Here is a 15013-nt window from a genome sequence, read left to right as displayed (position 1 = left end):
GCCGCACGCCACGATCTGGGGGGCTTTGACGATGAACCCGACCGACCCGACCCACCCGACGGACCCTGGTTCCGCGGGTGGCGGGGCACGTCCCACGGGTGCCGGGCGCGCCGACGAGAGACCCGCGGAGGCCGCCGACCGGCCGAACCCGTGGCAGTCCCACCCGGCGCCCGCGCGCACCGTCGAGCTGATCTCCGGCGACTTCCTGATCACCGTCAACCCCGTCGACGGCAGCGAGATCGAGCCCTGCCCGCCGGGATCCCAACCGCCCGCCCCCGTCAGGCTCGACGCCGACGAGCGCGCCGAGCAGCGCCGGGCCGGCCGGCCGCCCATACCGCCGGGCCCCGGCGCACCCCCGTTCCCGCTGCTGGAGCGTCAGGACGAGCGCGAACGGCTCGTCGGGCTGCTGGGACGCGGACACTCCGTACGGCTCACCGGCTCGGCCGGTTCCGGCCGCACCGCGCTCCTCGAAGCCGTCGCCGCCGACTGCGAAGACCTCGCGCCGGACGGCGTCGTACGCCTCTCCGGTTACCACCGCACCGTCACCGAGCTGCTGTACGAGCTGTACGCGGCCGTCCACCGGTCCGTACTGCACCGCCCCGACCGCGCCGGACTGCTGGAACTGGTCCACGGCATCGGCGCCGTCGTCGTCCTGGACGACCTCGAATTCGGCGGCGGGCCGCTGGACGAACTCCTCGAAGCCGCGCCCGAATGCGCCTTCCTGCTCGCGGTCACCCCCGAAGTGGACGCCCCCATCGCCCGCTCGCGACTCGAAGAGGTGCTGCTCGGCGGTCTCGGCCGCGGCGCCTCGCTCGACCTGCTGGAGCGCGCCACGGGCCGCCCGCTCACCGACGAGGAGGCGAACTGGGCCGGCGACCTCTGGTTCGAGTCCGAGGGGCTGCCGCAGCGCTTCGTCCAGGCCGGTGCGCTGCTGCGCGGGCGCGACGGCCCGCACGCCGGCTCCGGTCCGTACGAGGCCGACGGGGTCTTCGTCCACGAGCTGGACGACGCGTCGTACGGCCAGGGTCCCGGCCGCGTTTCGCGCGAGGACGCCGGGCCGTCCGCCGACGGGTACGACGTACCGCTGCCGACCCTCGGCGAGGGCGCCGCGCCCGCCGCGCTGCTCGCCTCCCGGCTCGGCGAGGCCGCGCGGGAGACATTGCGGTTCGCCGTCGCGCTCGGCGGCGAGGTGCCGCACCAGGCCCATCTGCCGGCCCTGGTGGGCGACACCCACGCCGACGCCGCCGTCGGCGAACTGATGAGCGCCGGCCTCCTGTCACCGGTCGGCCCGCGCTACCGGCTCGCCGCCGGAGCCCTCGCCCAGCTTCAGGCGCGGGGTTACGGCGAGGGGGCCACGGTCCGCGCGCTCACCGCCGTCCAGCACTTCACCTGGTGGGCCGGCCATCCGTCGGTCACCCCCCGGCGGGCCGCCTCCGAGGCGGACGCGCTGCTCGCCGCGATGACGCCGCTGGTGTCCAGCGGCGAGGCGGGGCACGCGAGCGCCGCCGTACTGCTGGCCAGGGGCGCGGCGCCCGCCTTCATGGCGGGGCTGCACTGGGGCGCCTGGGAGCGCGCGCTGCGGACCGGCCAGGAGGCGGCCAGGATCGCCGGCGAGGTCGCCGAAGAAGCCTATTTCCACCATGAGTTGGGGATTCTCGCGCTCTGCGTCGGGCGGCTGGACCGGGCCCGCGCCGAACTGGAGACCTCGATCGGCATGCGCGGGGCGGTGGCGGACAAGCGGGGCACGGTCTCCGGACGCAGGGCGCTGGCCCTGGTCGCCGACCGCGAGAACGGGCACACACCGGTCGCGTTCCGCGCGGCCGACGACGAACGGCCCCTGTCGCCGCCGCGCGGCGTGTCGATGGTCGTCCCCGTCCTGAAGCCGCCGTCGTCGGACGACCGGATGACACTGGTCACCCGGCGCGACGACACCCCGGCGGCGGGAAGCGCCGGCGGGGGCTCCGCCGCGAACCGGCGCCGTCCGGTGCTGGGCGGGGCGCGCCGTAACCTGGTCGCCGCCGGCGCGGGCGCGGTGCTCGCCGCCGTACTGGGCACGGTCGTGACACTCGGGGCGACGGGCAACGACAGCCCGCCGACGGACCGGGTCCAGACCGACAGCTCGGCGGACGACGACGGCGGCGGATTCGACACCGAGACGCCGGCGGACGCGGGCACGAAGAAGCCGGCCGATCCGGGCGGCGGCCCCGTCACCGCCAACTCGGGCGCGCCGACGCCCAGTACGAGCGGTGGCTCCGAGTCCGCGGACCCGGGCGACAGCCCGTCCGACGATCCGTCGGAAACGGACGACGACGACCCGGACTCCCCGGACCCGGACCCGACGGACTCCGACCCGGACCCCGAGCCGACGAGGACCACCCCCTCCCCGTCGGCCCCCACGTCGCCTCCGCCGTCGACCCCCACGTCCCCTCCGCCGTCGTCCACGACCCCGGCACCGCCGGAGTCGGCGACGGTGAGCGTTCCGGTCGAATCGGCGTCGGCGTCCCCCTCGGACTCCCCGACGACGGACGCCACGGGTACCACGGAGACGACGGACGCCACGGGTACCACGGAGACGACGGACACCACGGACGCCCCGGACACCACGTCCCCGGTCGTCTGACCGGTCGGCCGGGCAACAGGAACGCGGCCCCGGACGGCAACTGCCGTCCGGGGCCGCGCTCATGTTCGCGCCGGCGCGGATGACGCGGCGACGGCGCGGGAGTACCAGGCGGCGAAGGCCGCCGCCACGGTGGCCAACTGGTCCCGCCTGTTCGCGCCGTACGCCCGGGGGCCTTCTGACCACCTCGACCCGAAACCGCGTCAGAACAGCCGCAGCTTGTCGTCCTCGATGCCCCGCAGCGCGTTGTAGTCCAGCACCACGCAGCCGATGCCCCGGTCCGTCGCGAGGACGCGGGCCTGGGGTTTGATCTCCTGGGCCGCGAACAGGCCCCGGACCGGGGAGAGATGGGGGTCGCGGTTCAACAGGTCGAGGTAGCGGGTCAGTTGTTCCACGCCGTCGATGTCGCCGCGGCGTTTGATCTCGATGGCGACCGTCGCGCCGTCCGCGTCGCGGCACAGGATGTCCACCGGGCCGATCGCGGTGGGGTACTCGCGCCGGATCAGGCTGTAACCGGCGCCCAGTGTCTCGATGCGGTCGGCCAGGAGCTCCTGGAGGTGTGCTTCCACGCCATCCTTGATCAGGCCTGGATCGACTCCGAGCTCGTGCGACGAGTCGTGGAGGACTTCCTCCATCGTGATGATCAGTTTCTCGCCCGCTTTGTTCACGACCGTCCATACCCCGACATCGTCACCGGTGCCCTCTTTGAGCTTGCAGGGCGGGGACATCCAGTTCAGGGGTTTGTACGCCCGGTCGTCCGCGTGGATCGACACGCTCCCGTCAGCTTTGACCAGGATCAGACGGGGGGCGGTGGGCAGGTGGGCGGTGAGCCGGCCCGCGTAGTCGACGGAGCAGCGGGCGATGACGAGGCGCATGGTCCGCAACGCTACTCGACTGTCGACGGTCGCCGTGATTCGCCCCTCAAGCCCCTTTCGTTTGTGGCCGGTTGTGTTCCCATTCGCCTGGTGCGGTCCGGACAGCCCGCATAACGTGGATGCAGGAGGTCGCCGGTCGTGCACGCTGCGTCGTCGTCTCCCCCTTCCCTGCCCGTAAGGCCCCAATTTCGTGGGGTCGCGAGAGGAGAACCCATGTCGCTCGACGTCTCACCGGCACTGTTGGAGCAGGCCGAGCGAGGCGAGGTCGACGAAGCGGAATTCGTCGACTGCGTCCGGACCTCCCTGCCCTTCGCGTGGGAGATGATCAGCTCCCTGGTGGCTCAGCTGAGGGTGGACGGCGGAGAGTTCGCCGACAACCAGACGCCGCCGCCGGACGAGCAGGCACGCGGTCAACTGCTGCGTGCCCTCGCGAGTGACGCGATCCGCGGTGCGCTTCAGCGCCACTTCGGGGTGCGTCTGGCATTCCAGAACTGTCACCGGGTCGCGGTGTTCCCGGTGGACCCCTCGGTCGACGAGAGGCTCGCCCGCTTCACGTCCATCAGGGGACAGTTGCTCAACCAGTCGCCGGAGTTCCGGGACTGCTGACGGCGTCGGGCTGTTGGCGGATTCCTGGGCCGACACAGGGATCCGCCCGATCCGCCCGAACCGCCCGACGGCCGTGGTACGGCCGAGACCGGGACCGCCCCCGGTCCTGACCCCGACCTCGGCCTTGTCCTTGTCCCCGACCTCGACCTCGCCCTCGGCCTTGTCGGACGCGCCGCCTCAGCACAGTTGCGGCAGCACCTCGGCCCCCATCCTCCGGACGTTCTCCTCCGTGGCCGCCAGGTCCCCGGAGCCCTCGACGAGCAGCGCGAAGCGTGTGATGCCGGTCCGTTCCGCCGTGGCGGCGAGGCGGTCGGCGGCGAGCCGGGGCGACCCCACCGGATGCAGCCCGCAGAGCAGCTCCGTGTACGCGACGGGATCGCGCATGGACCTGGGCCTGCCGTCGACCGTCACATGCGCGTCGAGCCCCTGCCTGAGCCAGCCGGGCATGGCCTTCACCAGCGTCTCGGTCGCCTCCGCGGGGCCGTCGGCGATCTGCGCCACTCCCGCGGAGACGTGCGCGGCGCCGTCGGCCTCCTCGGGGGTGCGGCCGGCGGCGATGGCGTGGGTACGCCACAGGGCCACCATCTCGGCCTTCTCCTCGTCCCCGCAGTGCATGCCCAGCAGCATCGGCAGGCCCCGCTCGGCCGCGAGCCGTACGCTCTTCGCGGACGTGCACGCCACGATTACCTCGGGGCCTCCCGCACCCCCGATCAGTTCGTCCGGCCTTGGTACGACCGGGACTTCACGGAAGCGGTGGCGCTCGCCGTCCGCCGATACCCGCGACTCGCGCAGCCAGCGCAGCAGCAGATCGAGCGACTCGGGGAAGTCCCGTTCGTACGCCCTGAGGCCCGATCCGAAGACCTCCAGGTCGACCCACGGCCCGCCCCGGCCCACGCCGAGCGAGAACCGCCCGCCGGAGAGCAGGTGCAGCAGCGCCGCCTGCTCGCCGAGCGCCACCGGATGTACGTTCGGCAACACGCTGACCGCCGTACCCACCCGTATGCGCTGCGTGCGCCCCAGCAGCAGGCCGGCCAGTGTCACCGCCGACGGGCAGGTGCCGTACGGCACGAAGTGGTGCTCGGCCAGCCAGACCGAGTCCAGTCCGGACTCCTCGGCGACCTCCGCCGTACGCACCGCTCTGTGCAGTGCTTCCCCCTGGCCCTGGCCCGGGAACTGGGCCGCCAGTACAAATGCTCCAACTCGCATCGCCTTCTGCCTCCTTGCGGCTGACGCGGCTCCCCCTGTAGGCATTAACGTCTGACACGTGCCATGGGCACGGGCGCCACGGAAGTTGTTGCGATTGTCCGCTAACTGCACCGTCCGGGTGCCCACCGTCTCACGCAGTGCGGGCATGGCACCGGGAGAGCGGCCCGTACGCTGGAGGGGAACCGTGCTGTCTGCCCCGTGAGGTGTCATGTGTCCCCGCGCCGCAACCGCCCCCGAGGCGGCGAGACCCCGACCGACCACGCCGGTGAGGCGACGGACCGGTACGGCGGGTTCCAGCGGACCGAGTCCTGGCAGGGTGAGCAGTGGTCGGTGCGTCAGGTCGCCGGCGCGAGCGCGGCGGGCAAGCGGTACCGCTGCCCCGGTTGCGACCAGGAGATCCCCTCGGGCGTGCCGCACGTGGTGGCGTGGCCGGAGTACGGCGGCGTGGACGACCGGCGGCACTGGCACAAGGCGTGCTGGAGCGCGAAGGACCGCCGCACCTCGCGGGTGCGGCGGTCCCGTAACGCGCCGAAGTTCTGAGCTGCGGGGTCCAGGGCCTGTCCGGCCCCGGCCCCGGTCCGCCCCTACACGTCGCGTCCGTCGAGTGCGAAGAAGGCGAGGGTCATCACCACGGTCGTGACCCCCGCCACGATGAACAGCGGCTCCCAGCCGCTCGGTCCCGACCCGGTCATCGAGGTGTCGTAGAGCACCGCCATCTGGCTCGGGATCGAGTACTCGAAGAGGGCCTGCTGCACCTTGGCCAGCGACGACGAGAACATGAACATCGCCAGCACCAGCGGCAGCAGCACCACCCCGATCATGATCGTGATCGCGCCCGCCGAGTGCCGGATGAGCGCGCCGACGGCCAGCGACAGCAGGCCCAGCAGGGCCAGGAAGAGACCGACACCGATCGTCGCCCGCAGCCACTCCCCACCGCCGGGCGCGCGGCCGCCCACCACCGCGATCTGGATGCCGCCCACCAGGGCCGCCGTCGCGGTCGTGATCGTGAGGACGAGCAGGAAGAAGACGAGCGACTTCGCCGCCAGCACCCGGCCCCGGCTGGGGCAGGCGGTCAGGGTGGTGCGGATCATGCCCGTGCCGTACTCGGACGCGATCGTCAGCACGCCGAGGGTTATCACACAGATCGAGCCGAGCAGCACGCCGAAGAAGCCCAGCGGCAGCGCCGACTCGCCGCCGAGAGGGGCATCCGCGAGGCTCACGGCCCAGGCCGCGAGTGTCCCGATGCCCACCATCAGGACGATCATGACGCCGAGTGTCCACATGGTCGAGCGGACGGAACGGATCTTGGTCCACTCCGACGCCACCGCGTCACCGAGGGTGGCCCGGCGGACCGGGATCGGCGAGGTGTACGTCCCGAGGGGCTGCCCGTCCTGCCAGATCGGGGCCTGCTGCTGTGACGGGGCTGTCATCGGTCGTCCTCGGTCGTGTCGGTCTCGGTCCTGGTCCCGGCCTTGATCTCTGTCCCGGCCGGCTTCGCGTCGCTCCCGCTCCCGCTCTCGCGCTTGACGAGATCGGGGGCGGCTGCGGCAGGCGCAGGCGCCGTCGGAGCCACCGGCGCGGGTGCGGGGGCCTGTGCGGATTCCGGGGCATCGGCCGGGCCGCCCTGCGCCGCGTGCGAGTTCTGGCCGGGCGGCGGCGGCGCGTACCAGCCCTGCGCCGGCACCTCCGGCACCTCCGGCACCTCCGGCGGCTGGTACAACTGACCGCCGTAGCCCGGCGGTTGCGGCGGCGCGAAGCCCGCGAGCTGATCGGTCGTCGACCGGTAGTCCACGGCGCTCTGCGTCAGCCGCATGTATGCCTCCTCCAGCGACGCCTGGTGCGGGGACAGCTCCCAGAGCCGTACGTCCGACTCGTGCGCCAGATCGCTGATGCGGGGCAACGGCAGCCCGGTGACCCGCAGCGCCCCGTCCGGCTCGGACAGCACCTGGCCGCCCGCCTCGCCGAGCGCGGCGGCCAGCTTCTCGCGGGCCTCGGGTTGGCTTTCCGCGGGGCGGACCCGTGCGAAGTCCGCCGAGTTGTGCGAGATGAAGTCCTTCACGCTCATGTCGGAGAGCAGTTGCCCGCGCCCGATCACGATCAGATGTTCGGCGGTGACGGCCATCTCGCTCATCAGGTGCGAGGAGACGAAGACCGTACGGCCCTCGGACGCCAGCTGCTTCATCAGATTGCGGACCCACAGGATGCCCTCGGGGTCGAGGCCGTTCACCGGCTCGTCGAAGAGCAGCACCTGCGGGTCGCCGAGCAGCGCGGCGGCGATGCCGAGCCGCTGGCCCATACCGAGGGAGTAGCCGTTGGAACGGCGGCGTGCCACGTCCTGGAGGCCGACGACGCCCAGCACCTCGTCGACCCGGGCCGCCGGGATGCCGGACAGCTGCGCGAGCGAGAGCAGGTGGTTGCGCGCGCTGCGCCCGCCGTGCACCGCCTTGGCGTCCAGGAGCGCGCCGACCTGGCGGGGTGCGTTGGGAAGCTGCCGGAAGGGGTGCCCTCCGACGGTGACATGGCCTGCGGTCGGCTGGTCGAGGCCGAGGATCATCCGCATCGTCGTTGATTTACCGGAACCATTGGGGCCCAGAAACCCGGTGACGGTACCGGGCTTTACCTGGAAGGAAAGGTTGTACACGGCCGTCTTGGCGCCGTAGCGCTTCGTCAGGCCGACTGCCTCGATCATTCTCCAGCCCCATCGACAGTTCAGTCAGGTGGTCGGGGCGGTGGCCGCGTTCGGGCCGAAAGCCCCCGTAGGAGTTAGGAGGATATCCGGGCCTTGACGGTTCCGGCCAAGTCGTCGCGGCGGAGCGGCGGCGGGGAGCCGCTACGCGTCGCGCTTCTTGAGTACGAGGTAGCCGCCGATGAGCGCCGCGACGACCCACAGCACCATGATCCCCAAGCCCTCCCACGGGGTGTACGGGCTCTTCGCCGAGTTCAGCGCGCCGGGGACCACCTGCATGATCTTGGAGCCCGCCTGGTCGGGGAAGTACCGGGCGACCTCTTTCGCCTTCGGTACGGAGGCGAGGATCTGCGAGACCAGGAAGAAGAACGGCATCAGGATGCCGAGCGACAGCATCGAACTGCGCAGCATCGTCGCCACACCCATCGAGAACAGCGCGATCAGCCCCATGTAGAGACCGCTGCCGATGACCGCGCGCAGCACGTTCGGCTCGCCGAGCGTGGTCCCGTGGTCGCCGAGCGCCGCCTGGCCGAGGAAGAACGTGACGAAGCCGGTGAGGAGCCCGACCCCCAGGGCCAGCCCCCCGGCGACCAGGAGCTTGCTGAACAGGAACGTGCCCCGCTGCGGTACGGCGGCGAGCGAGGTGCGGATCATGCCCGAGCTGTACTCCGAGCCGACGACCAGCACACCGAAGACCACCATCGCCAGCTGACCGAGAATCATCCCCGAGAAGCTGATGAAGGTCGGGTCGAAGGTGGCGCGATCGGCCGCCGACAGATCGCCGAACGTGGAGTTGAACAGCGCGGACAGGCCGACACCCATGGCCACGGTGACGAGGAACGCGACGGCGAGGGTCCAGATCGTGGAGGAGACCGTACGGATCTTGGTCCACTCGGACTGGAGGACCGCTGGTACCGATGCCATGGATCAGGCTCCCTTGCCCTGGTTGTCGTGCTGTCCCCACTGGGGACCCGGCGCCGCGGGGGCCACCGGGGCCGCGCCGCCGCTGCCGCCGGAATGGGCGTGGTACTCGACCGACTCGGCCGTCATCTGCATGAACGCCTCTTCCAGCGAGGCGCGTTGGGAGCTCAGCTCGTGCAGTACGAGACCGTGCCGGGCGGCCAGCTCACCGATCTCCTCGGAGGTGGCGCCGTCGATCTCCAGCGCCCCGTCGCCCGCCTGGGCGACGGTGTGGCCGCCCTCGTGGAGGGCGTCGCGGATCTGCTCCTGCTGCGGGGAGCGGAGCCGTACGAAACTGCGCGAGTTCTCATGGATGAAATCGGCCATTGAGGTGTCCGCCAGGAGCTTGCCCTGGCCGATCACGATCAAGTGGTCGGCGGTCAGGGCCATTTCACTCATCAGATGGCTGGAGACGAAGATCGTCCGGCCCTGGTTCGCGAGGGCTTTCATCAGGTTGCGAATCCAGTGGATGCCCTCGGGGTCCAGACCGTTCACCGGCTCGTCGAACATCAGGATCTCGGGATCGCCGAGCAGCGCCGCCGCGATTCCCAGCCGCTGCCCCATACCGAGCGAGAAGCCTTTCGACTTCTGCTTGGCCACGGCCGTCAGACCGACGGTGTCGAGCACCTCGGTCACCCGGCTCACCGGGATGCGGTTGCTCTGCGCCAGACACAGCAGGTTGTTGTACGCGCTGCGCCCGCCGTGCATGGCCTTCGCGTCGAGCAGGGCGCCGATGTACTTCACCGGCTCTTCCAGCTCACGGTAGTGCTTGCCGTCGATCCGGACCGATCCGCCGGTCGGGATGTCCAGGTCGAGCATCATCCGCATCGTGGTCGACTTACCGGCTCCGTTGGGCCCCAGAAAACCCGTCACCACCCCTGGCCGGACCTGGAAGGAGAGATGGTCGACCGCGATTTTCTTCCCGAAACGTTTGGTGAGCCCTTCGACCTCGATCATGCGGACAACCTAAGGGCGCGCAAAGCCCCCCGCCACTTGGGTGGCGGGGGGCTTTGCGCGATCGTTACTCGCGGAACGGAGCCCTCTGAGCGGTGCCGGTCGAACGGCACCCTTCACATGGTGCCTTTCGAACCGTTCCCCTCGAACCGTTCCCTTCGACGGACTAGCGCGACTGCTGCGCCGGCACCCCGCGGGAGATCGGCTCGTCCTCGGCCGGCGTACCCGCCGCGGCGACGGCCGCACCGGTCAGCGTGGCCAGCATCTCGCGGACGTTGGTCAGCTGCGCGTTGATCGAGTCGCGGCGGTTGGTGAGCGCCGCCAGCTCGCGCTCCGATTCGCTGCGGATCCGGTCGGCCTTGGCGTTCGCGTCGGCCACGATGTCCTCGGCCTGGCGCTGCGCGGTCTCCACCGTCTGACGGGCGCGGCGCTCCGCGTCCGTACGAAGCTTCTCCGCCTCCAGGCGCAGCTGCTCGGCGCGGTGCTCGATCTCCGCCAGGCGCTTCTCCGCCTTGGCCTGACGCGACGCCAGGTCACGCTCGGACTGCTCACGCCGCTTGGCGAGGTTCGTCTCGAAGTCCGCGGCGGCCTGGGCGGCCTTGGCGCGGGTCTCCTCGAAGAGAGCGTCCGCCTCCTCGCGCTTCTGCTGCGCGTCCTTCTGCGCCTCGGAGCGCAGGGTCGAGGCCTCACCCTTCGCCTTCTCGACGATGCGGACGCCGTCGTCCTCGGCCTTCGCCTTGCGCTCGGCGGAGAACGCCTCGGCGTCGTTACGCACCTGCTGGGCCGCCGACTCGGCCAGCTCACGGTGCTGTTCGGCCGCGCGACGGGCCTCTTCGCGCAGGTCCTTCGCCTCCTCCTCGGCGAGGCGGAGGATCTTCTCAACGCGCGCTCCCAGACCGGCGTACGACGGCTCGGCGTCGCTGACCTGGGCCTGGGCGTTCTGCGTTTCGAGGTGGAGCTCCTCGATGCGCTTCTCCAGTGCGGTGATCCGTGCGAGAGCGCTGTCACGGTCGGCGACGAGTTTGGTAATGCGGTCATCCACCTGACCGCGGTCGTAACCACGCCGCACGAGCTCGAAGCCGAATGGGGAGGAAGTGTCGCTCATGGGGTTCCTGTCGAATGAGACCGGTGAGGTGATAGGGGGAATCCTAGGGGCCGAAGCGGCGTGTCATCGAGCGGATGCCGGTTTGATCTGGAGAATGTCCAGCCTTTTGAGTGGCTAACTGTCGGACGGCTTGCCACCCGAACGGGTAACACCTGCTGCCGCGCCCGCCTTGACGCTACCCCCGCCGGAGCCGCCAGTTGAACCCGTCTTGCCACTCGCGGCCGGAGTCTCAAAGGATTCCAACGCTTCCAACACGTCCTGGACACGGGAGATCTCGGCCTGGATGTCCTCGCGCCTGCGTACCAGGACGTCGAGTTCACGCCGGCCATCCTCGACGGTCCGGGTCGCCTCGGCCTCGGCGTCGGCGCGCAACCTCTCGCCCTCGCGCGTCAGTTCGGCCTTCTTCTGCTCCGCTTCCTTCAGCAGCGCCTCGGCCTTGCGTACCGCCGCGATCCGGACCTTGCTCGCTTCCGAACTGGCCTCCGACACCAGGGACTTGGCCTTCTCCGCGGCCTCCGCCTGCTGTTCGGTGGCCGCCTTGACCAGTCTGTCGACGCGTTCGCCCGCGTTCTTCATCTGCTCGGCCGTCTCGCGGCGGGCCCGGTCGTGCAGTTGCTCGATCTCGCCCTCGACCCGCGCCCGCAGCTCCTCGGTGCGCTCGCGGATGGCCGTCGAGTCGTTGCGCGCCCCGACCAGCAGCTCGTCCGCGTCCGTACGGGCCTTCTCCACCAGGGAGTTGCCCTCGACCGTCGCGTCCGCGTTGATCCGCGCCGCCTCGGAGCGCGCGGCACCCACCATCGCGTCGGCCTGGGCCTCGGCCTCGGTGGCGGCGCGCAACGCCTCCTCCTGGGCCTTGTTGATGAGCTGGTCGGCCTGCTCGGCCGCGTCGCCGCGGCGCTTGGACGCGTTCGCCCGCGCGTCGTCCAGCAGCCGATCCGACTCCGTGATGGCCTCGCTGACGGTCTGTTCGGCCGAGGACTCGGCGTCCGACCTGATCCGCGCGGCCTCCGCGCGCAGCCGTTCGGCCGCCCGCTGGGCCGAGTTGACGGTCTCGGTGGCCTCGGCACGCATGTGCTCCGACTCGCTCGTCGCCTCGCCGATGAGCCGGTCCGCCTGCTCCGCGGCGTCGCCCCGGATGCGGTTGGCGTCGTCGCGCGCCTCCTGGCGGGCGCGGGCCGCGTCCTGCTCGGCGGCGGCCAGCGAGTCCGCCGCCTCGGTCCGTACCCGCTGCGCGTACTCGGAACTCTCCGCGCGCAGCCGCTCCGCCTCGCCCACCGCCTCGCCGACGGTGCGCTCCGCGAGCCGCTGGGCGGCGTCCGTCTCCTCCTGCGCGCGGGCCCGCAGCCGTGCCACGTCCTCCGCCGCGCGCTCGCGCTCCGCGTACGCGTCGGAGCGGACCCGGTCCGCCTCCTCCTGCGCCTCGGACCGCGTCCGCTCGGCGGCGTGCTCGGCGGCTGAGCGCAGCCCGGCGATCTCCTGCTCGGCCTGGTCGTGCAGCCCGGCGACCGCGTCCCGGACCTGCTGCGCCGTCTGCTCGGCGGCCGACACCATCTCCGTGGCGCGGAAATCGGCCTCCTCGACCAGCCGCGCCGCCTCGGCCTGCGCCTCGTCGACCCTTTTACGGGCCGACGCCAGCAGTTCCTCGCTCTGTTCGCGGGCCCGCTCGCGCTCCTGGTCCGCCTCCGTACGGGCGGCCGTCAGCAGCTCCTCGGCCTCGCGGCGGCGGCGGGTCGCCTCCTCCCGCGCGGCGTCCAGCTCCCCGGCCGCCTCGGTGCCCACCCGCTCGGCCGCGGCGGCGGCCTCGGCGCGCAGCCGGTCGGCGCTCTCCTGGGCCTCGGACTTGATCCGCTCGGCCTCCTGGGCGGCCTCGTCCCGCAGCCGTACGGCCGCCGACTCGCCCTCCGTACGGGACTGGACGGCGTCCGCGGACGCCTCGGCGCGCAGCCGCTCGGCCTCCTGCTCGGCCTGGGCCTGGAGCGTACGCAGCCGCTCGGCGGCCTCCGCGCGCAGCCGATCCGTCTCCTCGGTGGCCTCGCGGCGGATCCGCTCGCTGTCGGCGCGCGCCTCGGTCAGCGCCGACTCGGCGCCGGTCAGGCGCTGTTCGGCCTCGGCGTGCAGCCGGGTCAGCTCGTCGGAGGCCTCGTCCTTACGGGCCTCGACACCACGCTCGGTCTCCTCGCGCAGCTCGACCGCCGCCTGCTCGGCGGCGGCCTTCACCGCCTCGGCCTGCTCCTCGCCCTCGGCGCGCAGCCGGTCCGCCTCGGCGCGGGTGCGCTCCAGGGTCTCCTCGGCCTGCTTGCGCAGTGTCGTGGCGCGCTCGATGGCCTCCGTACGGACGCGCTCGCTGTCCGCGGACGCGGTGGCGCGCAGCTCGTCGGCGTCGGCGCGGGCCTTGGTCAGCAGCTCCTCGGCGGTGCTGGCCGCCTCCTCGATCTGCTGGACGGCCTCCCGGCGGGCCTCGCCGCGGATGCGCTCGCCCTCGGCGACGGCCTCGGACCGCAGCGTCTCGGCCTCGCCGCGCAGCCGGCGCGCCTCCTCCTGGAGCTCGACCGTCTTGGCGCGGTACTCCTTGGTGTCGTCCTTGGCCGCGCCCTTCAGCTGGTCGGCCTGCTCGGCCGCCTCGCCGCGCAGCCGGTCCGCCTCGGCGTCGGCCTCGCGCCGGATGCGCTCGGCCTCCTCGCTCGCGGCGCGGGTGGTGGCCCTGGCGTCGTCGGACGCCTTCGTGAGGACTTCCTCGGCGGTACGGGCGGCCTTGGCGAGCTGGGCGGCGGAATCCTCGGAGGCGGCCGTACGGGCCTTCTCGGCCGCCTCGGTGACCATCTTCTCGGACTCGGCGCGGGCGTCGGCGAGCGCCTGCTCGGCCTCCGCCTTCAGCGCCTCCGACTCCTTCGTGGCCTCGCCGACGAGCCGGGCGATCTCGGACTTGGCGGTACGGGTGCGCTGCTCGTACTGGGTCTCGGCGCCGGCCAGCCGCTTGACCGCGGACTCCTTGGCCTCGGCGAGCAGCTTCTCGGACTCGGCGCGGGCCTCACGCAGCCGCTCGTCCGCCTCTTGTATGCGCGCTTCGGCCGACCGGGTCAGCTCACCCGCCTGCTGGCGCGCCTGGTCGGACTCGGCCGTCGTCGTCGTACGCAGCTGCTCGGCGTGGCTGGTGGCCTCCCGCGCCTGCGTGGACGCGGCGTTGAGCAGCCGCTCGGCGTCCTTGCGGGCGCGCTGGAGAATCGCCTCGGCCTCGGCGCGGGCGGTCTCCGACTCGGTGCCGAGCCGCCGGCGGGCCTCCTCGGCGACGCGGGTGGCCTCGGCGCGGGCGGCGGCCAGGGACTTCTCGGCCTCGGCACGTGACTCGTCCAGCAGCCGGCGGGCCTGCGTCTCCGTACGGCCGCGCAACTGCTCGGCCCAGGCGACGTTCTCGTTGACGTGCGACTCGACGGTCTGCCGGCGCTCGGCCAGCTCCTGGTCCAGGCGCTGGCGGCGCTGTACGGCCTCGGCGTGCAGCTCGGCCTGGAGTCTGGCCTGGTGCTCGGCGTGCTCCTGGAGGATGCGCTGCGTCTGGGCGCGGGCGTCGCGCAGCTCGCGCTCGGCGTCGGTGCGCAGCTGGTCGGCCTGGATCTGCGCGTTGCGGAGCATCTGCTCGGCCTGGTAGCCGAGGTCGGCGTTGTCGTAGGAGGGCCGGGACGCGAGGTTGCGGCGCGCCTCGTGCAGTTTCGCGCGCAGTACTTCGACCTGGTAACCGAGGTCTTCGGCGTGCTGGACGGCCTTCTCCCGCGCGGTCTTCAGCCGATCCATCTCGGCTTCGAACCGCGAAAGGTGGTCGTCGTCAGCTCGGTGGCTCTCCTGGCGTTCGTAGCCCCGCACTGCGCGGTCCCATCCGTCCCCTGGTCGCAACTCTGGCAACTCCGCATTCGACACCGCCCGACGGGCGAACGGCCCCCGGGAAATGGTGACAGATCATCGGCCGAGGCGCCGCCCCGACCCGGCTCCGGCCCGGAGCGGCCCACTCTACC

Annotated in this window: 11 protein-coding genes; 3 read left to right on the top strand and 8 right to left on the bottom strand. The window is 72.1% G+C overall.

Annotated elements, in window-relative coordinates; all coding sequences use genetic code 11:
- The first annotated feature begins 31 nt into the window (after window positions 1–31).
- The gene (locus OG700_RS10680; protein WP_405612189.1) at window positions 32–2620 is read left to right on the top strand and encodes an ATP-binding protein; all 2589 of its coding nucleotides are present in this window, start codon (window positions 32–34) and stop codon (window positions 2618–2620) included.
- Window positions 2621–2820: 200 nt separating this feature from the next.
- Here the strand turns inward: OG700_RS10680 and nucS are convergent, their stop codons facing one another.
- Window positions 2821–3492 (bottom strand): endonuclease NucS, encoded by a 672-nt coding sequence (gene nucS / locus OG700_RS10675; RefSeq protein ID WP_405612187.1) that lies wholly within the window; start codon window positions 3490–3492, stop codon window positions 2821–2823.
- 213 nt (window positions 3493–3705) lie between these two features.
- On the opposite strand from nucS, the gene OG700_RS10670 reads away from it, so the two are divergent.
- The gene (locus OG700_RS10670) at window positions 3706–4098 is read left to right on the top strand and encodes an SCO5389 family protein (RefSeq protein ID WP_405612185.1); all 393 of its coding nucleotides are present in this window, start codon (window positions 3706–3708) and stop codon (window positions 4096–4098) included.
- Between the two features lie 177 nt (window positions 4099–4275).
- On the opposite strand, the gene OG700_RS10665 is transcribed toward OG700_RS10670, so the two are convergent.
- Window positions 4276–5304: an LLM class flavin-dependent oxidoreductase gene (locus OG700_RS10665; protein WP_405612183.1), complete on the bottom strand. Its 1029-nt coding sequence runs from the start codon at window positions 5302–5304 to the stop codon at window positions 4276–4278.
- Between the two features lie 210 nt (window positions 5305–5514).
- Here OG700_RS10665 and OG700_RS10660 point away from each other — a divergent pair, with 210 nt between their 5' ends.
- Window positions 5515–5844: an ATP/GTP-binding protein gene (locus OG700_RS10660; protein ID WP_405612181.1), complete on the top strand. Its 330-nt coding sequence runs from the start codon at window positions 5515–5517 to the stop codon at window positions 5842–5844.
- 44 nt (window positions 5845–5888) lie between these two features.
- Here the strand turns inward: OG700_RS10660 and OG700_RS10655 are convergent, their stop codons facing one another.
- The 6 genes from OG700_RS10655 to scy all read right to left on the bottom strand — a co-directional run bounded on the left by OG700_RS10655 (window position 5889) and on the right by scy (window position 14864).
- Window positions 5889–6734, bottom strand: coding sequence for an ABC transporter permease subunit (locus tag OG700_RS10655; protein ID WP_405612179.1), 846 nt, complete (start codon window positions 6732–6734; stop codon window positions 5889–5891).
- Entirely contained in the window at window positions 6731–7993 is a 1263-nt protein-coding gene (locus tag OG700_RS10650) for an ABC transporter ATP-binding protein (protein WP_405612177.1), read from the bottom strand. Before OG700_RS10650 ends, OG700_RS10655 begins: the two co-directional genes overlap by 4 nt.
- A gap of 141 nt (window positions 7994–8134) precedes the next feature.
- Window positions 8135–8914, bottom strand: coding sequence for an ABC transporter permease subunit (locus tag OG700_RS10645; protein ID WP_405612175.1), 780 nt, complete (start codon window positions 8912–8914; stop codon window positions 8135–8137).
- Window positions 8915–8917: 3 nt separating this feature from the next.
- Window positions 8918–9907 carry an ATP-binding cassette domain-containing protein gene (locus tag OG700_RS10640; RefSeq protein WP_405612173.1) on the bottom strand — a complete coding sequence of 330 codons (990 nt, stop codon included), beginning with the start codon at window positions 9905–9907 and terminating at the stop codon, window positions 8918–8920.
- A 163-nt stretch (window positions 9908–10070) separates the two neighbouring features.
- Window positions 10071–11009 (bottom strand): cellulose-binding protein, encoded by a 939-nt coding sequence (locus tag OG700_RS10635; protein WP_405612171.1) that lies wholly within the window; start codon window positions 11007–11009, stop codon window positions 10071–10073.
- Window positions 11010–11123: 114 nt separating this feature from the next.
- The gene (scy, locus tag OG700_RS10630; RefSeq protein WP_405612169.1) at window positions 11124–14864 is read right to left on the bottom strand and encodes a polarized growth protein Scy; all 3741 of its coding nucleotides are present in this window, start codon (window positions 14862–14864) and stop codon (window positions 11124–11126) included.
- Between the last annotated feature and the right edge of the window lie 149 nt (window positions 14865–15013).

It is taken from the genome of Streptomyces sp. NBC_01508 (genome assembly GCF_045040315.1).
Taxonomy (GTDB): Bacteria; Actinomycetota; Actinomycetes; order Streptomycetales; family Streptomycetaceae; genus Streptomyces.
The sequence above is the reverse complement of the archived record's forward strand: the minus strand, read 5'-3'. Positions and strand labels throughout refer to the sequence as shown.